Below are 22,605 nucleotides of genomic sequence, written 5' to 3'. Positions count from 1 at the left end.
GCGCAGGAGCGCCCCTCCGGCCCCATCCGCCGGCCCACCGTGTACGAGGACCTGCAGATGTTCAGCCAGGTCCTCAACCAGATCCGCGTGAACCACCCCGACTCCGTCGACACGCACGCGCTGTTCATGTCGGCGGTGCAGGGAATGATCGCCGCGGCGGACCCGCACTCGTACGTGCTCCCCGCCACCCGGCTGGTCCCGGAGGTGGCGAAGGCCTGGCGCGAGGGGAAGCTTCACCCCGTCCCGGTGCGCTTCGCCTTCGTGGGCGGCGCGCCGGTGGTGGTCGGCGTCGCCCCGGGCTCCTCTGCGGCCGGCGGCGACGTCCTCCCCGGCGACGAGCTCGTCGCGGCGGACGGCGTTCCCGTGGCGGCGGAGAGCGCCGAGGAGCTGGAGATCGCGCTGGCCGGCGCGCGCGGCACCACGGTGCGCCTCTCCCTGGAGCGGCGCCGGGTCGACGGGTCGGTGGCGCGGGTGGAGCGCACGGTGAAGCGGGAGCGCGCCGCGGACGAGACCGCCGTCCCCGCGGCGTTCATGCTGGACGCCCAGACGGGGTACGTGCGCATCACCTCCTTCGCGAGCACCAGGGTGGCCGACGACCTGCACCGCGCGGTGGTGGAGCTGGAGCGGGGCGGGATGCGCCGGCTGGTGCTGGACCTGCGCGACAACGGCGGGGGGAGCGTGGACGAGGCCGCCCAGGTGGCGGGCGAGTTCCTCCCCTCCGGGACCGTGGTCTACACCTCGGAGGGGCGGAAGCCGGAGGTGCGGAAGACCGGGAAGGTGGAGCGCTCCTTCTGGCGGAGCGAGCGCCGCTACCCCGTGGTGCTCCTGGTGAACGGGGGGAGCGCGAGCGCCTCCGAGCTGGTGGCCGGGGCGCTCCAGGACCACGACCGCGCGCTGGTGGTGGGCCGCACCACCTTCGGGAAGTCGCTGATGATGCAGGGCTTCCCGCTCACCGACGGCTCCGTGGTGATGCTGGTGGTGGGGCACCTGAAGACGCCGTGCGGGCGGGTGGTCCAGCGGCAGTACCGGCAGGTCACCCGCCGCGACTACTACCGCCTGGCCGGCGAGGCGCGCGACACGGTGGGGCGCCCCGCCTGCACCACGGCGGCGGGGCGGAGGGTGTACGGCGGGGGCGGGATCTACCCGGACGTGGTCCTCCCGGAGGCGGAGGCCGCGCCGCTCTGGCTGGCGCGGCTGCGCGAGGAGAGCCTGCCGCTGCAGTGGGTCGGCGGCTACGTGGGGACCGCCGGGCTCACCACCGCCGAAGCCCTGGCGGCGCGCCCGTCGCTCCCCGACGCGGCGCTGGCGGACTTCCGCGCCTTCGCGGCGCGGCAGGGCGTCACCGTTCCCGCCGGGCCCGAGGCGGACGCCCACCTGCAGCGCACCCTGGTGCAGGGCGTCGCCTGGGCGAAGTGGGGCGCGGCGGGATACTACCGCGTCGCCGCGGCCACCGACCCGGAGGTCGCCGCCGCCGTGCGCGAGCTCCCCCGCGCCGCGGCGCTCCCCGGGGTGCGGTAGGCCGGGAGCCTCTCGCGGTTCTTCCGACCTCAGATCGGACGCACGCAGAGGAAGCAGGGGAAGCAGAGGAAGAGCGAGAGCAGTCCTCTGCTTCCTCTGTGTGAGCCCATGCCGTTCCGCCCGGGTCAGCCCCCGAACTGCGCGAAGGTCACCGCGTTCCCGGCCGGCTCCCGCACGATCAGCTCGTCCGCGCCGTAGAAGGTCTTGCGGCGCGGCACCACCGGCTCGACCCCCTCCAGCGCCCGCTCCACCGCGTCCAGGTCGTCCACCTGGACGAAGAGCAGGCTCCCGCCCAGGGGCGTGTCCGCGAGCGGGGGGACGTCCTCCGCGACGCTCTCGCGCGTCTGGTACATGATCTCCACGCCGCCCTTCTGCAGGATGACGAAGCCAAGGCGGTCGCCCTGGGGGACCTCGGCGGTCACCTCGAACCCGAGCCGGTCGCGCCAGAAGGGGAGCGCGGGCTCGATGGCCTCCACGTACAGCACGGGGGTGAGCTTGTTCATGGTCGTCGGTCGGACGGGGTGAGGGGGGAGCGCGGCCTCCGCGGCCGGCCGGGCGGAAGATAGCACCCTCCCCGCGGCCGGCAACGGCCCCCCGGAACCGCCCGTTCGCCCCACCTTCTCCGGCGTCCGTCCCGGGGTCCTCGCCCGCGCCCCCGCCGCCGCGTAGCCTTCCGTCCCGGAAGGGGCCACGGACGGCCCCGCGGAACCGGCCACGGCGGAGGACGCATGCGGAGCACGGACACGGCACGTCGGCGGGGGATGCTGGGCTCGGGGGCGTAGGCTTCGCTCCCTCCCGCCGCGCCCCACGCCGCCATCTCGCGCCCGCGGCAGCGGCGTGGTAGGTTGGGCGCATGTCTCTCACCACACGCGTACTGCTGGGCCTCGTGGCCGGGCTGGGGATCGGGGCGTGGATCGCCGCCGCCGGGACCCCCGCCCTCCGCGAGGCCGCCCTGTGGGTGGAGCCGCTGGGGACGCTCTGGACCCGCGCCATCCAGATGACCGTCGTCCCCCTGGTGGTGTCGCTCCTCTTCGCGGGGGTGGCCGCCGGCGGGGCGGGGATCGGGCGGATCGGGGCGCGGGCCCTGGTGCTCTTCCTGGTGCTCCTCGCGGCCGCGGCGGCGCTCGCCCTGGCGCTGGCCCCGCCGCTCCTGGGGATGGTGGGGATCGACCCCGCCGCCGCGGCCGCCCTCCGCGGCGCCACCTCGCCCGTGGAGGCCGCGGTCCCCACCTTCGCGGAGTGGCTGGTGGGGCTGATCCCCTCCAACCCGGTGAGGGCGGCGGCGGACGGGGCCATGCTCCCGCTGATCTTCGCCACCCTCCTCTTCGCCGCGGCGGCGAGGCGGGCCGCGCCCGAGCGGCGCGACCTGCTGGTGCGCGTGGCCGAGGCGGTCTCGGACGCCACCCTGGTGCTGGTGCGCTGGATCCTGGCGCTGGCGCCGCTCGGGGTGTTCGCGCTGGCGCTCCCGCTGGCCGCGCGGCTGGGGATCGCCGCGCTGGGCGCGGTGGCCGCGTACGTGGGGCTGACGGTGGCGGCGTGCGTGCTGGTGATCGCCGCGCTCTACCCGCTGGCGGCGCTCGGCGGGCGGGTGCGGATCGGCGAGTTCGCGCGGGCGGCGGCCCCCGCGCAGGCGGTGGCCTTCTCCGCCCGCTCCTCGCTGGCCGCCCTCCCCCCCATGATCGAGGGGGCCCGCGCGCTCCGCCTCCCCCGCGAGATCGGCTCCTTCTTCCTCCCCCTCTCCGCCTCCGTGTTCCGGCTGGGCGGCGCCATCGCGCTCCCGGCCGGCGTGCTCTTCATCGCCCGCCTGTACGGCGTGGAGCTGGCCCCCGCGCAGCTGGTGACGGTGGGGATCTCGTCCATCCTGCTCACCTTCAGCGTCCCCGGGATCCCCGGCGGCTCCATCCTCATCATGGCCCCCATCCTCCTGGCCGTGGGCCTCCCCGTGGAGGGGATCGGGATCCTGCTGGGGGTGGACACCATCCCCGACATGTTCCGCACCACCACCAACGTCACCGGCCACATGGCCGCGGCGACGCTGCTGGGACGCCGCCGCGGGGCGGACGTCCCGGACGCGGCGGACGCCTGAGCGGCGGGGGCGGCATGGCGAGGCGGCCGAACGTGAGCGCGGGGCTCCTCCTCTTCCGGCGCGGGGCGCGGGGGCTGGAGCTGTTCCTGGCGCACCCGGGCGGTCCCTTCTGGAGCCGCAGGGACGCGGGGGCGTGGACGATCCCCAAGGGGGTGGTGGAGGAGGGCGAGGACCCGCTGGCCGCGGCACGGCGCGAGTTCCAGGAGGAGACGGGGATCGTGCCGGAGGGTCCCTTCCTCTCGCTGGGGAGCATTCGCCAGAAGGCGGGGAAGACGGTGCATGCCTGGGCGTGGGAGGGCGACGCGGAGGCGGAGCGCATCGTCAGCAACACCATGCGCACCGAGTGGCCGCGCGGCTCCGGGCGCTGGATCACCTACCCGGAGGTGGACCGCTGCGCCTGGTACGACCCGGAGGCCGCCCGCGCGAAGATCAACGCCGCGCAGGCGGAGCTGATCGACCGCCTGGAGGCGCTGCTCGCGGAGGGGTGAGATAGCAGATTTAGAGGCTTCGCGACGGGGGTTCGCATCATCACCCCCCGATCGGACTTGGTGGGGCGATTTAGATTTCCCTTTTGTTCTTGTGTGAACTGTCCGGATTCACCGGCGGGAGCTGCCTATCGAGTGGTGGCCCGGAATCGGCATGGTTGAAGGCCGTGTTCAATTTCCCGCGCAGGAGTAACGACCCGATGCAGATCAAGCTGTTGACGGATGCGCCCATCAACTCGGCTGAACAGGACCAGATTGGTGCTACTCGATTCGTGCGTCGGCTTCTGAAACCACTCGTAGATTGGCCGGGCGATGAAGGGTTCGTGCTGGGACTGTATGGGAGTTGGGGAAGTGGGAAGACCTCGATCCTCAATCTACTTGAGCAAGAGCTATCCCATTGGGAGGGCGAGACGCGCGTCCGCCGCGCCGTTCCGATCCCGTTTAATCCTTGGATATACTCGGACACGGAACCGCTTCTTCTGTCATTCTTCGGTACACTCTCTGCGCACACCGGTAAGGCTCCAGGGCTCACCGACAAGGAGCGCCGTCGTCTCGCATCCGCTCTGACCGGCATGGGACAGTTCATTGTCCCCTTTCTGGCCACCTATTCATCAGTGCCGTTTCTTGCCTCGCTTGGCAGTTCTGCGCTACGTCTGACGGTGAACAAACTACTTTCTACTGGAGAAGCCGAGTTTCGGCAGGCCCGGAAGGATGCTTCTGAAATACTGCGTAAACTGGGTAAGAAGGAAATCCCTAACCGGATAGTTGTTCTGATCGATGATCTCGACCGTGCGCAGGCGAATGAGATCTTGGCCGTCCTGCGGGTAGTCCGGTTGATCGCAGACTTGCCCAACATATCATATGTCCTCGCTATGGACCATGATCGAGTCCGTGAGGTCCTCACCGCCAACCGTAGCACCAGCTATGGCGCAGAGTTCTTGGATAAGATTGTCCAGGTGCCTGTGTCTGTACCCCCAATTCCGGCTTCGACCCTAGACCAGTTAGTAAAGGAGGCAGTCGCGAGTGCTCTCGATTCGGCCGGATACCCGACCGACCGCCTCTTCTCTGATCTGCATTGGCGGATCGTCGATTACGATGAGCATGGCATCCCCTACCGGTCGACGATCGGTGCTCGCATTCGTACCCTTCGAGATCGGGCGCGGCTCGTAAATAACTTGCATTTCATGCTCCTCACCGGTGATAAGAGGCTCGACATTCACGCGGCTGATGCAGTGCTTATTTCTTTTGTCCATACGTTCTATCCCGATGTATATCAGCGCGTACGGCGCAACAAACAGTTGCTTACAGGCGAAGGCGATCCGTTGCTCGCGATGCTGGGGGAGGAGGACTTTAAGTCTGCACGGAAGAGGGTCATTCGGCGGATTCTGGAAGGAGTGCCTGCTGCGCCGACCGACGTAGAGGACCATGGCGGTGAAGTAATTCCCGACGCGCATGCTGAATCCGATAGAAGTGTGCTTCATCAAATCCTGCTTCTCCTCTTTCCTAACCTGCGTGAGGCGGAGCGGCGGCGGGGCGATCAAAATCTTCGGCACCTCAACCGCATTGCAAGTCCTCACCGCTTCGATAGGTATTTTGAGTTAGAGCCTCCGCTCGGTGAAATTTCGGATGAGTATGTGGCTGAGTTCGCTCTTGCATTTGCTCGGGAACTGGATGCTGATGAGAGCACTCTCGTGGGAGACTCTTTGGTGAACTCGTTGAGAAGCCTCTCTGCTGAGGAGCGGAGCTCATTTCTAGATAAGTTTCTATTTCGGCTACCGGATGTCCTGGGCACGGCAGACACCAGCGACAGTACCCCTATGAGCGCCCGCGCGGAGTTAGCAACACGTAGGTTGATTAGCGAGAGGGATCTATTCTCACTCGAGGAGATTGAGAGCATTCTTCTGCAGATCGTATCGCGGGTTGCTGGGCCGAAATCGAGGGGCCTGTTCCATCTTGCTCGCGAGCATGTCAGGATTGTGAGGGCTGCGCTCGAATCCATCACTGATCCGAGTTGGGCGATGTTAGCTGGAGCCCACTTCCTGAAGGCCTCGGAGATGAGCGACGAGAAGGCAGCGACTGAGATCGCTGAGATTGCGTTGCGGCGCTTTCACCCATACATCGAGGCGCATCCGAACGTCTTTGCGGAGATGAATGCGAGAGAGGCATCTCATCTGCTTTGGCGTTGGCGTGATCTGCTTCGGCTGATCGGAAGAGACTTTAGCCCGATTCAACATTATCTGCGGAGAATCATCGCGGACGACCTGGCTTATCTCCCAGCGATAATCTCGCTTTTTGGGGCGCGAGGGAGTGACAACGTGCCGAGTCTTGATGTCCTTGAACCGGGAGAACTACGCGTATCGGCAGATTCGATCCTAGGTGCGGACTTCCTCGTAGAGCACTGCCTTTGGGCGAAGTCTCTCCCGAAAGGTAAAGGCCCCCAGGATCCCCATGGACTGATTGACCAGTGTATCCAACTCCTGCGAAGTAGCTCTGGGTCAGATACGGCCTGACGTTCCTGGTATGTGGCTCCCGCTTATACTTCCTTGCGGCGTGCTTATCCGTGTGGCCTGCCGAGCTGCTTCCGCCGCCCCACGTAGTTTGGTGGGCCTACCTCGCCCCCTACTTGCTCCTTGCAGGGGGTGCGGAGCAGGGATGCGCAGCAGCCTGCTTCGGTCTGTGATCCCGGCAGCGGGTCACGCATCCCGCGACGTTGCATCGCGGGGCTTGAAAACGGAGCTGAGACCGAGGAAACCGCCGCCGAATCCCATGAAGAGGAGGATGCGCCAGAGCATGGGGACGCGGCCGAGGTCCACGATCACGAGCTTCCCGACGGCGAGAGCAAGCGCGGAGAAGGCGACGAGCTGGAGGCCAACCATGGCGGCCCCGTCCCCGAGGCGCATGGAAAGCAGGATGAGGGCGGCGCCGTAGGCGCCCCAGGCGAGCGTCACCCACCCCGAGCCGCTGGAGAGGGGGCCGATCTCGGTGGCGAGCCAGAGGAGGAAGAGGGCGTGAGCGGCGATGCGGTACACCCAGGCCGTCTGCGGCGGCGCCGGGAGGAGGCCGGTGCGCGGCGCGGAGCGCCATCGGGTGGCCGCCAGCATCAGGACGATCTGGAGAATGTGTGCGAACGCGAGCGCATCGAAGGCCTCCTGCTGCCTCGCGAGACCGTCGGCGAGCAGGTAGAGGGTGAGTACGCCGAAGAGACTGTGCCCCACCCATTCCACGCCGGCCAGGCGGCGCCGGCTTCCGGCGTAGACGAAGAGGAGCGCCTCCAGGCTCAGCACCGCCGTCCGGAGCGCAGCGTCCTCCAGCACCAGAAAGGTACCGGTCGCGAGGAGGGTGGCCGCCACGGGACCCGCCGCGCGAGCGATGCGGTTGGGGGTGCGCGTGCCGCCCCATGCCAGAGAGGCGAAGAGGAGTGCCGCGAGGAGAAAGAGCCCGCCACTCTCCACCCGGCGCAGCTCCCACATCTCGGCGGTGAGGAAGAGCACGGCCGAGGTAATCCCTACACCGAGGACGCGGAGCTGCAGGGAGAGCGGGACCATCCCCCAGAAGCGCTGACCGCGGCGGTCGGCCCTCATGATGCCGCGCGCGAAGGGCAGGCCGGCGCCGAGCACCCAGATCAGGAGGAGCGACCCCTGCACGACCCAGCGCTCCTCGCCCGTCGCATGGTTGGCGGCGATGCTGAGTGCGGCCACCCCACCTACCGCATACGTCCAGAGAAGCGAGGGCCAGCCGCGGAGCCAGTAGAGAGCCCCCGACCAGACCACCACCAGGGCCCCGTACACGGAGAGCTCCACGACCGCTGTGCTCTCGCGGTGCAGCAGAAGAGGCGTGGCAAAGCCGCCCAGGGCGCCCAGGCTGGCCAGCGAGGGGTGGTCCTGCCGCCGCGCCAGCACCAGTCCCAGCGCCATCACACCCGCCATGTACGCGAACGCCGCCCCGTAGCTCACCAGCAGGTAGAGCTGGCTCGCCGCGAAGCCGGTGACGTAGAACACTGCCAGCGCCCCTGCCAGCAGGATCTGGCTGTAGCTGCGCCGTGTGCGCTGGAGCCGCAGCCCGACTCCGAGCAGCACGCCTCCGATCAGCAGTCCGATGGCTACCCGTACCACCGGCGTAATCCATCCCTGCTCGATACTGAAGTTGAACAGGTAGACGAGGCCGAGGAAGAGGAGCCCCAACCCCACCCTGCCCAGCCACTGCTCGCTCTGATGGGCCCACACCTCCGGCCGTGAGACGGGAGCCGGTGCCGCCGCAGCGGCCGGCACGGCCGGCGCGAGCGCGGGGGAGGCGGCGCCCGGCGCGGTCGCCGCCTCGATCCGGCGGACGGCCTGCTGGAGGTCCTCGACCGCCGCTTCCAGGCGCGACATGCGCGCTTCCAGGTCTGCCGGACGGGGATCGTTCATGGCGGGGACGGGGGCGCGGGGAAACGCGGGGTGTCCGAAAGGTAGCCCCGGCGGGGCTATCGCTCAAGCGCGCAGCGACTTCGGCGGCCCGCAGCGGCGGTTCCCGCGGACGGCGGAGCCGGAGCGTGCGGCGTCCCGGGGCGCGTGGTAGCTTGTGGATCGCGCCCGCCGTGGCGGTGCGCACCGGCGGGCGCAGGAGCGACGTGAACATTCCGGGAGCGGAGCGGCGGCATGAGCGTGAACGTGTACACCGGCAAGGCGGAGAAGACCGCGCCGCCCAGCGTCTCCTACGCCGACATCGGGCAGCGGGACGGCCCGCGCATGTACTTCGGCTCGGTGGACGGCTGGGTGGAGGTGAAGGGTGCGGGGACGTTCAAGGACGCTCCGGTGGAGGCGGCCGGGATCTTCACCACGGGGCAGTTCATCTGCATCGCCGTCACGCTGGTGGAGTGGATCGGGGTGTCGTGGAGGCGGGCCCGGATGGGCCACATCAACTCCGTGCAGGCCAGCCTGGTGGCGGACAACGCCAAGGGGTTCTTCACCGGGTACACGGATGTGGACGGGGCGAACCTGCGGGTGGTCATCGGCAGCAAGACCGGCCTGAGCATCGGCGTGCTCCTGGAGCGGCTCCGGCAGAACCTCCCGCAGCTCCGGGAGGAGCACGTGTGGCACTACCAGGTCAACACCGCGCAGGCGCTGGGGAGCGCCGTGAGCGCCGACGGCTTCTTCGGCGAGCCCCCGGCGTAGCGCGGGAGGGGGGCCGCGGACGATGCGCACGGCGCTGAACGCCCTCCCCGGCCTGTTCCGCTCCGCGTGCGCCTGCGCGCTGGCAGCCGGGGGCGCGTGGGTGACGCCCCGGCGCCGCGGGGGTGGGGACGCCCCGTGAGGCGTGTGCTCACCGCGCTGCTGCTCCTGGCCCTCCTCGCCGCGGGGGCGGTCCTCCTCTTCCCCGTGCTGCGCCGGGCGTGGGCCCTGGCCGAGCTCACCCGCAGGACGATGCCGGTGCCGCTCCCGGTTCCGGTGGAGGGGGTGCGGCCGGCGCAGCTCACGGACACCTGGGGCGCGGCGCGGAGCGGGGGGCGCCGCCACGAGGGGATCGACATCTTCGCCCCCTGCGGCACCCCCGTCCTCAGCGCCACCGAGGGGGTGGTGCTCACGGTGGGCGAGGACGCGCTGGGCGGGCAGGTGGTGCGCGTGTTCGGCCCCGGCGGGCACGCGCACTACTACGCGCACCTGGGCCGCTTCGGCGACCTCCGCGAGGGGGACAGGGTGCAGCCGGGCGACACCCTGGGCTACGTGGGCGACACCGGCAACGCGCGGGGGACGCCCTGTCACCTGCACTACGGGATCTACGCGAGGGGAGGGGGAGCCCGCAATCCGTACCCGCTGCTGGCCGGGCCGGACTCCGCGGGCAGCCGGACTTCGGCGCGGCCGCACGGGGTCCGTGCGGCCTTCACGGGGAGAGGAGGGCCTTCATGGCGGTGAGCCGCGAGTTCCGCGACTACGTGCTGGAGCAGCTCGGCCGGGTGGCGCCGGTGACCTCCCGGGCCATGTTCGGGGGCGTCGGCATCTACTCGGAGGGGGTGTTCTTCGCGCTGATGGACGACGACCTGGTCTACTTCAAGACCGACGACACCAACCGGCCCGACTTCGAGCGGGCGGGGAAGGGGCCGTTCCGCCCCTTCGGGGAGGAGGCGAAGCCCATGCGGTACCACGAGCTCCCCGGCGAGCTGCTGGAGGACCCGGACCAGCTGCGGCCCTGGATGGAGAAGGCCCTCGCGGTGGCGCGGAGCGCGCGGAAGCGGAAGTAGCCCCGCTCCCGCCGCTCCTCCGGGGCTACCAGGTCTCGCCGCGGTCGCGCATCCGCACCAGCTCGGATACCGTGCGGCGGGTGCCGGCGCGCGTGTTCACCCGGCGGGCGAAGTCCGGCGTGACGCCGTGGTCACGCATCCGGACCAGCTGCGAGGGGGTAAGCCCCTCGTAGCCCAGCTCCCGCATCTCTGCGATGAAACGGGGGGTGACGCCGTGGTCGCGGAGCCGCACCAGCTCGTCGGCGGGGAGGTCGCGGTAGCCGTGGGAGGCCAGGCCGCGCACGAACTCGGCGTTCACCCCGTGGTCCTTCATCCGCACCAGCTCGGCCAGCGACCCCACGCGGTACCCCAGCTCGCCCATGGAGCGGAGGTAGTCCAGCCTCGCCCCGTGCTGCCCCGCGCGCACCAGCTCCGCGACGTCCGGGCGGGCATAGCCCTGCGAGGCTAGCTCGTCCACGAACGCCAGGCCGACGTCGTGCAGCGCCAGCGAGAACTGCTGCGCGGCGGTGGGGCGCCCGATCCCGCGGCGGTCCAGCCCGGCGGCGAAGCGCGCGTCCGCGGCGAAGTCGCACTGGCCGGAGCCGCGCCCGTCGCGCAGCGACCCCTCGCAGTCGAAGACGCCCGCCTCCCGGCGGAGCCGGAACCGCACCGGCGTCCCGGCGGAGGACGAGAGCTGCGCCGCGGTGAGTCCTTCCAGCTCCCGGAGCGGCACGGGGCGGCTGGTCGTCCCGGTGCCCCCGCGCGACGTCTCGTAGCGCAGTGCCAGCTGGACGGCCTCCGGCCGGGCTTCCAGGCGGTGGATGGACCACTCCAGGGCGGGGGGCGCCGCCTGCGCCGGCACGGGGAGTGGGGCGAGCGAGCAGAGCAGCGTGGCGAGCACGGGGGTGGCGGTGATCCGGTTCATCGGGTGGGGCTCCGGTTGAGGTCTCGTCCGTTCACGGGGTTGGATACCTCGCCCGCGCCGGAGGTTGGAAGCGCGCGCCCGTCGGCCCCGGCGGTCCCCCGCGCCGCGTGCTGCCGCTGCGGCGCGTGCTCCGCTTTTTGCGGGAGGGCGGGCGCGGGCGCGGCGGGGGATGGATCTCCCGAGCCGGGTCCGCGGTACATGCGTGGCGGGGCGCCCGGGCGCGCCCGTTCTTCCCGACCCGAAGGAGCTACCCGATGCGGAACCGTTTCTTTCCCGGCCTGTTCGCGCTCGCCCTGGGCGCGTGCGCCCCGGCGCAGACCGTCGGCGGGCCGCCGACCGCCCCCGCTGCGCCCGTGCCGGCCCCCACCGCGCCGGTGGTGGAGCCGGACGAGGCGCTCGGCCTCCCCGCCGCGAGCTGGTGGCTCCAGGACCGGGCGGGCGGTCCCTACCCCGGCACCGGCGCCGAGCGCGCTTATCGCGAGCTGCTGGCCGGGAAGGAGCCGCGGCAGCCGGTGGTGGTCGCCATCCTGGACACCGGGGTGGACCCGGAGCACGAGGACCTGCGCAACGTGATGTGGAAGAACCCGCGCGAGGTCCCCGGCAACGGGATCGACGACGACGGCAACGGCTACGTGGACGACGTGCACGGCTGGAACTTCATCGGCGGGTCCGACGGGCGGAACGTGCACCAGGACACCTACGAGGCGGCGCGCATCTACGCCTCGCTGCGCCGCTACGAGGGCGCCCGCCCGGACACCCTCTCCGCCGCCGCGCGCGCCGAGTACCAGCGTTTCCAGGAGATCCGCAGCGAGCTGCAGGCCTCGGTCGCCAAGACGCAGACAGAGGTGCAGCAGCTCCGGGCCATCATGCCGGCGGTGAACCGCTTCGCGGCCATCCTCCAGCGGGAAGTGGGCTCCGACTCGCTCACGGTGCAGAACGTCATGGCGCTGCGCCCCGTGCGCACCGACGTGGCGCAGGCGCGGCAGGTGTTCCTGCAGCTCGCCGCCGACGGCATCACCCCCGCGCTCCTGGCCGAGGAGCTGGAGCGGCTGGAGGGCCGGCTCCGCAGCGGGCTGAACCCGGACTTCGACCCGCGCTCCATCGTCGGCGACAACTACGCCGACACCTCGGAGCGCCGCTACGGCAACAACGACGTCAAGGGGCCGGACGCCTCCCACGGGACGCACGTGGCGGGGATCGTCGCCGCCGAGCGGGGCAACGGGATCGGGGTGGACGGCATCGCCTCCGCGGCGCGGATCATGTCGGTCCGGGTGGTGCCGGACGGTGACGAGCGCGACAAGGACGTGGCGAACGCCATCCGCTACGCCGTGGACAACGGCGCCCGGGTCATCAACATGAGCTTCGGGAAGGCCCACTCGCCGCAGAAGCAGGCCGTGGACGAGGCGGTCCGCTACGCGGAGAGCAAGGGGGTGCTGCTGGTGCACGCGGCCGGGAACGATGCCGCGGACTCGGAGCGCCAGCCCAGCTACCCGACCCGCCACCTCCTCACCGGAAGCGTGCCGAACAACTGGATCGAGGTGGGGGCCTCGTCGTACGTGGCGGACTCGCTGGCGGCCTCCTTCTCCAACTTCAGCCGCAACCGCGTGGACGTGTTCGCGCCGGGGGTGAGCATCCTCTCCACCGTCCCGGGGAACGACTACCAGCGCAACCAGGGGACCAGCATGGCCGCTCCGGTGGTCTCCGGGCTGGCCGCGCTGATCCTGTCGTACTACCCGGAGCTCACCGCGCAGCAGGTGCGGGAGATCATCCTGGAGTCGGCCACCCGCTTCCCGGGGCAGCAGGTGGTCCGGCCGGGCGAGGGGGGAGCGCGCGTCCCCTTCGCGGAGCTCTCCGGCAGCGGCGGGGTGGTGAACGCCTACGAGGCGTTGCGCCTGGCGGAGCAGCGGGCGGGGGCGCGGCGGTAGACTCGAACGGCCTGTTCGGGCGTGTCCCCGGCTGGCGCCGGGGCCGGGCTGCGGCGCCGTAGGACACGAAACGACCGTGTCCAACGGCGGCGAGCCTCCGCAAACAGCCGCGGAGTCTCGCCCCTGACGGGCTCGCATCCCTCACGCGGGCCCCCACGAGACGGGCAGTTCATCCCCTCTCCCAGACTTGGGAGAGGGTGGCGGCTCTCAGGCCGCCGGGTGAGGGCCAAGGCGCCCCCACCGGGATCTCCCGGCGGGGGCGCTCCTGTTCTGCGGGCTGATCCCCCGACCTGTGGCTCAGGCGCCGGGCTCGTCCTCCGGGAGCGGCTCCCAGCCACCCGCGTCGGCGCCCATCCCCCCGGTCCCCTTGCCGTCCGTCTCGCTGGCCTCGATCTCCCGCATCACGGCGTCGCGGTCGGGCGCTGGGCCGCCGTGCCCGCGGTTCGCGTCCGTGCGCGGCTCGCTCCGGTCGTTCTGGTTGCGCTCCATTGCTCCCTCCGTGGTTCGAGTGGGGCGGAAAGGGCCCGCAGGAACCGCGCCGGAGGCGGCGCTACAGCCGCGCGGCCTCGAAGGTGTCGCAGGTGCGCGGGTCGCCGCTCTCGAAGCCGCGGCGGAACCAGCGCACCCGCTGCTCCGAGGTGCCGTGCGTGAAGCTCTCCGGCACCACCTGCCCCTGGCCCTGCTGCTGCAGCCGGTCGTCGCCGATGGCGCTGGCGGCGGTCAGCGCCTCCTCGATGTCGCCTTCCTCCAGCACCACCTGGCCGGTCCGCGGCGCGTGGTGTCCCCAGACCCCGGCGAAGCAGTCCGCCTGCAGCTCCAGCCGCACGGAGAGCTCGTTCCCCTCGGCGCGGCCGAGCCCCTGCCGCGCCTGGTGCACCCGGTCGGAGATCCCCAGGAGGTTCTGGACGTGGTGCCCCACCTCGTGGGCGATCACGTACGCCTGCGCGAAGTCGCCCGGTGCGCCGAGCTGGCTGCGCAGGTCGCGGTAGAAGCTCAGGTCGATGTAGACGCTGTTGTCCAGCGGACAGTAGAACGGCCCCATCGCGGACTGGCCGGTGCCGCACGCCGTGGGCGTCGCCCCGCTGAAGAGCACCAGCTGCGGCTCCCGGTACTCCCGCCCGGTGGCCTGGGGGAGGACCTGGTTCCACACGTCCTCCGTGTTCGCCAGGACGTAGTCCACGAACTGCCCCATGGAGTCCGTGGGCGCCACCCCGGGCCGCGCGCCGGGCGGCGGGGCCTCCGCCGGGCCGGTCTGGAGCACCGCGCCGGGATCCACCCCCATGAACACGGCGATCAGGGCGATCACCACCGCCCCGATCCCGCCCCCGGCGATGGCGCCGCCGCGCATCCCCCGGCGGTCCTGCAGGTTGCCGCTCCTCCGTCCTCCGGTCCAGCGCATCCTGTCCTCCGTGTTTCCGGCGGTGTCTCGATCGGGTGTTCCGGCGCCGCTTCCGCAATTGCGGTGCTAGGCGGGCGTCCGGCACGGCGGCGCCGGTCTTGCCCCGACCACCCGGAGCGCGCAGTGTAGGAGCTCACCTCCGCCCCGGAACGCCCGATGCAGCAGCGGCCCTTCCACAGCATCTACTCGCACGGCTTCGTCCGCACCGCGGTCTGCGTCCCCTCGCTCCGGGTGGCGGACCCGGCGTTCAACGCGGAGCGCACCCTGGCGCTGGCGCGGGAGGCGTCGGAGCGGCACGCGGCGGTGGCGCTCTTCCCGGAGCTGGGGATCTCCGCCTATACCTGCGAGGACCTGTTCCACCAGGACGCGCTGCTGGACGCGGTCGAGGCCGCCCTGGCCCGCGTGGTGGCCGGGAGCGCGGAGCTCGCGCCGCTGCTGCTGGTGGGGGCGCCGCTCCGCTTCGAGGGGAAGCTGTTCAACTGCGCCGTGGTCGTGTACCGCGGCCGGGTGCTGGGGATCGTCCCCAAGAGCTACCTCCCCAACTACCGCGAGTTCTACGAGCGGCGGCAGTTCACCCCGGGCCGCTTCGCCGTCGCGCGCGAGGTGCGCTTCCTGGGCGGGACCGTCCCCTTCGGCGCGGACCTCGTGTTCGACGCGGAGAACGTGGAGGGGTTCGCGCTACACGTGGAGATCTGCGAGGACGTCTGGACCCCCGTCCCCCCCAGCACCTGGGCGGCGCTGGCGGGAGCCACGGTGCTCGCCAACCTCTCCGCCAGCAACATCACCGTGGGGAAGGCGGAGTACCGCAGGGACCTGTGCGCCTCGCAGTCCGGGAAGTGCATCGCCGCGTACCTGTACTCCGCGGCGGGCCCGGGAGAGTCCACCACCGACCTGGCGTGGGACGGCCACGCGCTGATCTACGAGAACGACGAGCTGCTCGCCGAGAGCCCGCGCTTCGCCCCGGAGGAGCACCTGATCGTGGCGGACGTGGACCTGGAGCGGCTGGCGCAGGACCGCATGCGGATGACCTCCTTCAACGACGCGGTGGGGGAGTACCGCGAGCGGGTGCGCGCCGTCCGCCGCGTCCCGTTCGAGTTCCGGGTCCCGGAGGGGGAGATCCCGCTCGCGCGGGCGGTGCAGCGCTTCCCCTACGTCCCCGCCGAAGCGGCGGTGCGCGACGAGCGCTGCTTCGAGGCCTACAACATCCAGGTGCACGGGCTGATGAAGCGCCTCTCCGCCACCGGGATCGAGAAGCTGGTGATCGGCGTCTCCGGGGGGCTGGACTCCACCCAGGCGCTGATCGTCGCCGCCCGGACCATGGACCGGCTGGGGCTGCCGCGCACGAACATCCTGGGCTACACCATGCCCGGCTTCGCCACCAGCAGCGGGACGAAGGGCAACGCCCACGCGCTGATGGAGGCGCTGGGGATCTCCGCGCACGAGATCGACATCCGCCCCTCGGCCATGCAGATGCTGCGCGACATCGGCCACCCCTACGCGGCAGGGGAGCCGGTGTACGACGTCACCTTCGAGAACGTGCAGGCGGGGGAGCGCACCTCCCACCTCTTCCGGCTGGCGAACCTGGGCGGCGCCATGGTGCTGGGGACGGGGGACCTGAGCGAGCTGGCGCTGGGGTGGGCCACCTACGGGGTGGGCGACCAGATGTCGCACTACAACGTGAACACCTCGGTCCCCAAGACGCTGATCCAGCACCTGATCCGCTGGGTGGTGCGGACCGGGCAGTTCGACGCGGAGACCGGCCGCATCCTGCAGTCCATCCTGGACACGGAGATCTCCCCGGAGCTGGTCCCGGGGGGGAGCGGGGCGGGGGAGGCGCCGGCGCAGAGCACGGAGGAGAAGATCGGGCCGTACGAGCTGCAGGACTTCCACCTGTACTACGTCACCCGCTTCGGCTTCCGGCCCAGCAAGGTGGCCTTCCTGGCGCACCACGCCTGGAGCGACCGGGAGCGCGGCCCGTGGCCGGAGTTCATCGCCGGGGAGGCGCGCCGGGAGTACGACCTTCCCACCATCAAGCGCTGGCTGGAGGTCTTCCTCTGGCGCTTCTTCAAGACTAGCCAGTTCAAGCGCTCCGCCATGCCCAACGGCCCCAAGGTGGGCTCCGGCGGCTCGCTCTCCCCGCGGGGGGACTGGCGCGCCCCCAGCGACTCCGAGGCCGTGGTCTGGCTGGAGGAGCTGCGGAGCCGGGTGCCGGGGTGAGGGGACGGCGCCTGCCGGGCACCTTCCCCCCCGACGCTTCCCCGAGCGTAACGCGAACCCAACGACCGCTGACGACACCGTGACCCTCGCACACCACGGATCCTCGATCTCCTGTGTCCTGGCGGCGCTGGCGCTCGCCTGCCCGGCGTGCATGCCGGCCATTTCGCACGGCCCGCGCGTGGAGCCCGGCCTGCGCGGCGGCGCGACTCTCGGCCGGTGTGGCGCTGGAATTCCACCGGCGGCCCCCGCCGGCGCCGCCTGAGCCCGGGAGCAGGGTGTCCGGCGGGTGGAGGGCGCGCTGGCGTGCGCGCGCGCGGGAGCTGAAGGCGCAGACCTTCGCGCTGGCGCTGGCGGCCCGCGACCCGCGCGTGCCCTGGTACGCGAAGGCCGTGCTGCTGCTGGTGGTGGGGTACGCGCTCAGCCCCATCGACCTGATCCCGGACTTCGTCCCGGTGCTGGGCCTGCTGGACGACCTGCTCCTGCTGCCGCTCGGGATCCTCCTTGCCGTCCGGCTCATCCCCCCGCCCGTCTGGCAGGAGTGCCTGGCCCGCGCCCGGGCGGAACCGGGTGCGCCCGGGCCCCGGAGCCGGGCGGCCGCCGCCGTGATCGTGGCCCTCTGGATCGCGGCGCTCGCGCTGTCGGCGTGGCTGCTCTGGCCCGCGGTCCGCGGCCGGACCGGCCAGCCGTGGTGCTGCGGGTGACGGGGTGGCCGCGGTGGGAGGGGTGGGCTCGGCAGGCACACTGGCGAGGAGCTGCTGCTCGCACGCAGGTTGCATGTCCCCGCACGGCCCGCGGTGAGCGCATCTGACAAGGGGATCCCATGGACTGGCTGAGCGACCCATCGATCTGGATCGGGTTCCTGACCCTCACGGTGCTGGAGATCGTTCTCGGCATCGACAACATCGTCTTCATCTCCATCCTCGCGGGGAAGCTCCCGGAGTCACAGCAGGCGAGGGCCCGCAACATCGGGCTCTCGCTGGCGATGATCACGCGTATCCTGCTCCTCCTCAGCCTCGCGTGGATCATGCGCCTCACCGCGCCGCTCTTCGGGGCGTTCGGGCACGAGATCTCGGGGCGCGACCTCATCCTGATCACGGGCGGCCTCTTTCTCGTGGCCAAGAGCACGCGGGAGATCCACCACAAGCTGGAGGGCGAGGACCGCACGGAGGTCGGCGAATACCCGTCCTTCCGCAGCGTCATCATCCAGATCCTGCTGCTCGACATCGTCTTCTCGCTGGACTCGGTGATCACGGCCGTGGGGATGGTGGACGAGGTGGCCGTCATGATCGCCGCCGTCGTGGTGGCGGTGGGCGTGATGCTGATCTCCGCCGGGACCATCGGCCGCTTCGTGGAGCGGCATCCCACGGTGAAGATGCTGGCGCTCAGCTTCCTGCTCCTGATCGGCTTCACGCTGATCGCCGAGGGCTTCGGGCAGCACGTGTCGAAGGGCTACATCTACTTCGCGATGGGCTTCAGCGTGTTCGTAGAGATGCTCAACCTGCGCCTGCAGCGCTCCAAGAAGCCGCCCGTGCGGATGCACGAGTCGCTCGACCCCGGGGCCACGCAGCCCCGGGGCGCGTGACGGGCGCGCGCGGTTGAGCCGGGTCCAGTGAACCGGGAGGGACAGATGCATGGGCGAGCTTGGCTCGGAGTGCTCGTAGGAGGGGCCGTCCTGGCGGGCGGATGCAGCGTGGAGGAGGAGCGGCAGGGGGAGCTGCCCGAGGTGGAGGTCGAGGGCGGGCGGCTCCCGAAGATCGACGTGGACGCGATCGACCCCTCCCGGATCGAGGTGGAGATGGAGGAGCGAACCATCACCGTCCCCGACATCGAGATCCGCGACCGGGCGGAGGCGGAGCCGGAGACGGTCCGCGTGCAGCCGAGGCAGAAGCAGCGGTAGCACCGGACGGAGGGCCCGGTGCGGGCCCTTCCGGCCCGGCGGGGCGTCCCTGACGCCCCTGAGCGGGAGGGCGCGACGCCCTCCCGCTTCGTTTCGGGCCGCCCGAGGCCAGCGACCGCCCGCTCGCAACGAGCCACGAACCGGAACCCTTGCCCTTCGTGGCGGAAAGCTGTGTCCCGCGTTGTCCAGCGTGTGTCCGGCGCGTATACATTCCGTCGTGATGTGTGGACGAAGAGTACACCCGCGCCGGACACCCTCCACCCGCGACCCCTTATGGCACAGAGACGCCCCGGGCGTCCAAGCCCCGCGCCGCCCGCACTCCTCCGCATCTTCGAGCCGTTCACCGGGGCCTACGTTCTCGACGAGGTGCGCAGCCCGCTGGGGGTGGTGCTGTGGCAGTCCGTGCACGACGTGGTGCTCTGGTCCTCCACTCCTCTGGATCGGCGCGGAGCCCTGTGGAGCCCCGCCGCGGCGGAGGTGCGGGCGCGGCACCTTCGCGAGGTGGAGATGGAGGACCAGCTCCGGGGGTGGCTGAGAGTGGTCGCGCGGATCCTGGAGGGGAGCGGTCCCGCGGAGGCGGACGAGGTGGCGGGCGCGTGCCGCCGGATCTCCGACTGGGCGGAGGGCAGGGGGCTCCCGCAAACGGCCATCTGGTACGCGCAGGCGGTGGCGCTCCTCGCCCCCACGGTCGCCGAACACGCTTGCACGGTGGGCGCACTCTGCCGCCGCGCATCCGAGTACACGCGGGCGATGACGTGGTACTCGCGCAGCATCGGCCTCGCGCGCAGGCGCGCAGACCGGCGGACGTACGCGCGGGCGTACCGCGGGATCGGCCAGATCCTGATGTACCAGGGCTCGTACGACGCCGCGGAGCAGGCATTCGACCGCGCGTTCAAGTCCGCGCGCCGGGCGGGGATCCGGGACGTCGCGGCGCAGGCGCTTCACGACCTGTTCACGGTCGCCGTGGAGACCGGGCGGACCGCGGAGGCGGAGGAGCTGGCGCGCCGGACGTTCAGCGCGTACCCGTCCGCGCACCCCCGCCTTCCCGCCCTCGCGCACGATGTCGCGGTGTTCTGGATGCTGAATGGCAGTCCGGCACGCGCTCTTCCGGTCCTCCAGGCGGTGCTTCCTACCCTCCGTGACCTGTCCGACAGACTGTACACCATCTCCGGGATCGCCCGCGCCGCGGGGGCGGTCGGGGACCAGGTGACGTTCCTGAGCGCGTGGACGGAAACCTGGGGGATCATCGACGCGAACCCGCACCTGGAGTGTGTCACCTCCTCGCTTATCTGCCTCGCGCTTGGCTCCGCGGCGCTCGACGATCGGGAGCGGGTGGAGGTCGCGGCGGGATACGCCCTGCAACTGGCGACGGCACGCGGGCAGGAGCAGGTCGCCAACGACGCGCGCGCCCTTCTGAAAGGGGAGAGCCCTCCACGGGCGGACGTGCTGCCTCAGGCGGACCCGGTGGCGGACCTGCTCGCGACACGGATCGTACAGCGGATCAGGACGCGGCACTCGCGGGTGTGAGCCGTAGCGGGGCCGCGTCCCTGCGGTGCTGGACGGGATCAGTTGCCCCCGCCCAGCGTGTAGACGCCGCGCCCCGAATCGCCCTCCGTCGTGGTGCTCGTGGTGCTCACCATCGTGCTGTCCGCCGGCGCGAGGTCGGCACGGCGCGCGGACACACCCGCGGGGTCGACGGGACCACTCGCACCATTGCACCCGGCGAGCGCGAGCGCGGCGAGGACGACGGCGAAGCGTGTGGGACGGTACATTGCCACTCTCCTTGTGGGGGTTGGGTACAGCAGGAGCCTGGGAATCTAACGCTCCGACGGTGAATAGGAGCGGACACAAGGAGGCACAGCGGATGGGCGGCGGGACGCGCACGGACGACCTCTCCCCGGAGGAGAAGCTACAAATGCTGGAGCTACTCGTGGGGGCACTGCCGGAAGGGAGACGGGAGGAGGCACGCCGGGTGGCCCTGGAGCACCTGAGAGCGGCCTTCGCGGATCACGGGCTCCCGGTGCCGGAGTGGATCCGGATGGGGCAGGAGCGGTGCGGCAGGCCGGAGTGAGCCTGCCCGCCAGGCGTGAGCCATGAAGTGACTCGGGGCGACAGTTGGCTCCGATTGGTGAGACGGGGGGTTCTGCCGGACTGGGCTGTGGGTCCCGAGATCCCTCACGCGGTATGAAGGCGACCGTAGGCACACCGAATTGCGACGAAGGGGGCCAACCCCATCTGTGATGCTAGCCCGCCCAGCATTTGTGCCATTCTTCTGTCGCATCACGACCCGCTCGCCTAAGTTCTCTTCTGAGCAGATCCCTCAATCAGACTGTGAGGCCCCATGAAGCTACATCCAGGAGAAGCGCTGATCTTCGCAGAGGCTGACATTGACGGCCTCCACGTTGCTTCCAATGAGGCGATCGACCAGAAGTACATCAAAGGCGACGTCCGCATTGTCACCGAGCAGGCTCGTTACCCTCTAAATGCCATTCCATCGATGGTGGACAGTGGGGATTACGAGCTGAACCCCGAGTTCCAGCGGCGCCATCGGTGGGACACCACCAAAAAATCACGGCTGATCGAGTCATTCATCATGAATGTACCGATCCCACCAGTCTTTCTATACGAGGACCGCTACTCTCACTATGAAGTAATGGATGGTCTCCAACGCCTTACTGCTATTTCTGAGTTCTATACGGACAAGTATTCGCTTGAAGGTCTACAAGAGTGGTCCGAACTCAACGGGCGACGCTACAGCGAATTGCCAGAGCAGATTCGGCGGGGAATCGACCGGAGATATCTATCGTCTATTATTCTGCTTCAGGAGACGGCAAAAAACGAGACTGAGGCTCTGCGGCTGAAGCAACTCGTCTTCGAGCGGATTAATAGCGGGGGAATTAAGCTGGAACCTCAGGAGTCTAGGAATGCGATCTACAATGGCCCACTCAACCAGTTGTGTATTTCGTTGGCTCGAAACGTGTACTTATGTAGGATGTGGGGCATCCCCGAGCCGACGCCTGAGGAGATCCAGTACGGGACCGTTCCGGATGCGTTGCTTGAGAATGAGTCGTACCGGAAGATGGACGATGTAGAATTGGTACTTCGGTTTTTCGCGTACCGGCAGCGCCTACAGCACCATAAAGGTGCGCTTCGCGACTATCTCGACCGCTTCCTGAAGCATGGAAATCTTTTGCCAGAGGATGTACTCGCGTTCTTCCAGACCCTCTTCGAGGCGACCGTTAAGCTCGTGTACGATACGCTAGGCGAACAGGCATTCTGGTTGTGGAGAAAAAGAGTAACAGGATGGTCGTGGTACAGCCGGCCAACTACAGTTCTGTACGATCCCGTCATGTTTGCTTTTAGCCAGAATCTGGAACACGCAGACGAATTGAGAGCACGTAGCGACGAGATCCGTGCGCGTCTCCCGCGGTTTTACGAGAGCAACTACGATAGCTTTGAAGGGCGCTACACCAATCTCAGCAACATCGGGGATCGGAATCAACTCTTTGTAACTTTTCTTGCGGACGTGTTGAATAGATCATGAAGGCGAGCCTGGAAGCATTCCGGCGTGGGCTATTGGACCTCCGAGGCCACATTGCTGGATTGGAACGCGAGTGGGCTCTTCTTGGTGCGCACGTTGGCGATCCGCCCGCGTCGCCGGTCGAAGGCATGCTGAGAGAGTTGCAGCAACATATTGGGCGGGGAGTCTCTAAAAGGCTGTTGAAAAAAGGCGCGCCGCCAGGGGCTGGGCAGTAGATTGGGCGCATCGCTCGGAGGCTCGTTCCCCCGGACCGGAGTCGACATGCTCGGACGCAATGTACAGTGATGGTGTTCCCCTGACAGTTGCCCCCGCCGGGGAGTAGATCAAGCAGCCTCAGGCACCTCCTCGGCGGTCGGGGTGGAGGGTTGGGGCAGGCCAGCAAGGAAGACCTGCTCGGGAGTCCTGCCCTTCATGTT

General features: G+C 69.9%; 21 protein-coding genes. 15 read left to right on the top strand and 6 right to left on the bottom strand.

Going from position 1 to position 22,605, the window contains the following annotated elements; translation table 11 throughout:
* Positions 1-1,518 (top strand): S41 family peptidase (locus tag VGR37_22735; protein ID HEV2150233.1); only part of this gene is annotated, 1,518 nt, incomplete at its 5' end.
* A gap of 125 nt (positions 1,519-1,643) precedes the next feature.
* Here VGR37_22735 and VGR37_22730 read toward each other — a convergent pair.
* A complete protein-coding gene (locus VGR37_22730; protein ID HEV2150232.1) occupies positions 1,644-2,021 on the bottom strand; it encodes a VOC family protein in 378 nt (125 codons plus the stop codon).
* A gap of 350 nt (positions 2,022-2,371) precedes the next feature.
* Here VGR37_22730 and VGR37_22725 point away from each other — a divergent pair, with 350 nt between their 5' ends.
* The 3 genes from VGR37_22725 (at position 2,372) to VGR37_22715 (ending at position 6,599) form a co-directional block, all read left to right on the top strand.
* A complete protein-coding gene (locus VGR37_22725) occupies positions 2,372-3,604 on the top strand; it encodes a cation:dicarboxylase symporter family transporter (protein HEV2150231.1) in 1,233 nt (410 codons plus the stop codon).
* A 14-nt stretch (positions 3,605-3,618) separates the two neighbouring features.
* Positions 3,619-4,092, top strand: coding sequence for an NUDIX domain-containing protein (locus tag VGR37_22720; GenBank protein HEV2150230.1), 474 nt, complete (start codon positions 3,619-3,621; stop codon positions 4,090-4,092).
* Positions 4,093-4,289: 197 nt separating this feature from the next.
* Positions 4,290-6,599, top strand: a complete 2,310-nt coding sequence (locus VGR37_22715) for a P-loop NTPase fold protein (GenBank protein ID HEV2150229.1) — start codon at positions 4,290-4,292, stop codon at positions 6,597-6,599.
* Positions 6,600-6,782: 183 nt separating this feature from the next.
* On the opposite strand, the gene VGR37_22710 is transcribed toward VGR37_22715, so the two are convergent.
* A complete protein-coding gene (locus VGR37_22710; GenBank protein HEV2150228.1) occupies positions 6,783-8,495 on the bottom strand; it encodes a DUF2339 domain-containing protein in 1,713 nt (570 codons plus the stop codon).
* Positions 8,496-8,726: 231 nt separating this feature from the next.
* On the opposite strand from VGR37_22710, the gene VGR37_22705 reads away from it, so the two are divergent.
* From VGR37_22705 to VGR37_22695, 3 genes are all read left to right on the top strand, one after another.
* Positions 8,727-9,242 carry a hypothetical protein gene (locus VGR37_22705; protein HEV2150227.1) on the top strand — a complete coding sequence of 172 codons (516 nt, stop codon included), beginning with the start codon at positions 8,727-8,729 and terminating at the stop codon, positions 9,240-9,242.
* 135 nt (positions 9,243-9,377) lie between these two features.
* Positions 9,378-9,980: a M23 family metallopeptidase gene (locus VGR37_22700; protein ID HEV2150226.1), complete on the top strand. Its 603-nt coding sequence runs from the start codon at positions 9,378-9,380 to the stop codon at positions 9,978-9,980.
* Positions 9,971-10,306, top strand: a complete 336-nt coding sequence (locus VGR37_22695) for a TfoX/Sxy family protein (protein ID HEV2150225.1) — start codon at positions 9,971-9,973, stop codon at positions 10,304-10,306. Before VGR37_22700 ends, VGR37_22695 begins: the two co-directional genes overlap by 10 nt.
* A 25-nt stretch (positions 10,307-10,331) precedes the next feature.
* On the opposite strand, the gene VGR37_22690 is transcribed toward VGR37_22695, so the two are convergent.
* Positions 10,332-11,210: a hypothetical protein gene (locus VGR37_22690; GenBank protein HEV2150224.1), complete on the bottom strand. Its 879-nt coding sequence runs from the start codon at positions 11,208-11,210 to the stop codon at positions 10,332-10,334.
* A 254-nt stretch (positions 11,211-11,464) separates the two neighbouring features.
* Here VGR37_22690 and VGR37_22685 point away from each other — a divergent pair, with 254 nt between their 5' ends.
* Entirely contained in the window at positions 11,465-13,135 is a 1,671-nt protein-coding gene (locus tag VGR37_22685; protein ID HEV2150223.1) for a S8 family peptidase, read from the top strand.
* Between the two features lie 297 nt (positions 13,136-13,432).
* Here the strand turns inward: VGR37_22685 and VGR37_22680 are convergent, their stop codons facing one another.
* Positions 13,433-13,624 carry a hypothetical protein gene (locus tag VGR37_22680; protein ID HEV2150222.1) on the bottom strand — a complete coding sequence of 64 codons (192 nt, stop codon included), beginning with the start codon at positions 13,622-13,624 and terminating at the stop codon, positions 13,433-13,435.
* Positions 13,625-13,685: 61 nt separating this feature from the next.
* Positions 13,686-14,534: a neutral zinc metallopeptidase gene (locus VGR37_22675; protein HEV2150221.1), complete on the bottom strand. Its 849-nt coding sequence runs from the start codon at positions 14,532-14,534 to the stop codon at positions 13,686-13,688.
* 156 nt (positions 14,535-14,690) lie between these two features.
* Between VGR37_22675 and VGR37_22670 the strand changes: the two genes are divergently transcribed.
* From VGR37_22670 to VGR37_22650, 5 genes are all read left to right on the top strand, one after another.
* The gene (locus tag VGR37_22670; GenBank protein ID HEV2150220.1) at positions 14,691-16,751 is read left to right on the top strand and encodes an NAD(+) synthase; all 2,061 of its coding nucleotides are present in this window, start codon (positions 14,691-14,693) and stop codon (positions 16,749-16,751) included.
* 275 nt (positions 16,752-17,026) lie between these two features.
* Positions 17,027-17,452, top strand: a complete 426-nt coding sequence (locus VGR37_22665) for a DUF1232 domain-containing protein (GenBank protein ID HEV2150219.1) — start codon at positions 17,027-17,029, stop codon at positions 17,450-17,452.
* Positions 17,453-17,571: 119 nt separating this feature from the next.
* The gene (locus VGR37_22660) at positions 17,572-18,333 is read left to right on the top strand and encodes a TerC family protein (GenBank protein HEV2150218.1); all 762 of its coding nucleotides are present in this window, start codon (positions 17,572-17,574) and stop codon (positions 18,331-18,333) included.
* Positions 18,334-18,378: 45 nt separating this feature from the next.
* Positions 18,379-18,648 (top strand): hypothetical protein, encoded by a 270-nt coding sequence (locus VGR37_22655; GenBank protein HEV2150217.1) that lies wholly within the window; start codon positions 18,379-18,381, stop codon positions 18,646-18,648.
* Between the two features lie 273 nt (positions 18,649-18,921).
* Positions 18,922-20,175: a tetratricopeptide repeat protein gene (locus tag VGR37_22650; protein ID HEV2150216.1), complete on the top strand. Its 1,254-nt coding sequence runs from the start codon at positions 18,922-18,924 to the stop codon at positions 20,173-20,175.
* 38 nt (positions 20,176-20,213) lie between these two features.
* Here VGR37_22650 and VGR37_22645 read toward each other — a convergent pair whose 3' ends face one another.
* Positions 20,214-20,420, bottom strand: coding sequence for a hypothetical protein (locus VGR37_22645; GenBank protein ID HEV2150215.1), 207 nt, complete (start codon positions 20,418-20,420; stop codon positions 20,214-20,216).
* 92 nt (positions 20,421-20,512) lie between these two features.
* Here VGR37_22645 and VGR37_22640 point away from each other — a divergent pair, with 92 nt between their 5' ends.
* Together VGR37_22640 and VGR37_22635 are read left to right on the top strand one after the other, a co-directional pair.
* Positions 20,513-20,719, top strand: a complete 207-nt coding sequence (locus VGR37_22640; protein HEV2150214.1) for a hypothetical protein — start codon at positions 20,513-20,515, stop codon at positions 20,717-20,719.
* A 270-nt stretch (positions 20,720-20,989) separates the two neighbouring features.
* Positions 20,990-22,192, top strand: coding sequence for a DUF262 domain-containing protein (locus tag VGR37_22635; GenBank protein ID HEV2150213.1), 1,203 nt, complete (start codon positions 20,990-20,992; stop codon positions 22,190-22,192).
* Positions 22,193-22,605 lie beyond the last annotated feature (413 nt).

The sequence above is a fragment of the Longimicrobiaceae bacterium genome (genome assembly GCA_035936415.1).
Taxonomy (GTDB): domain Bacteria; phylum Gemmatimonadota; class Gemmatimonadetes; order Longimicrobiales; family Longimicrobiaceae; genus JAFAYN01.
This window is presented reverse-complemented; position numbering and strand designations above follow the sequence as displayed.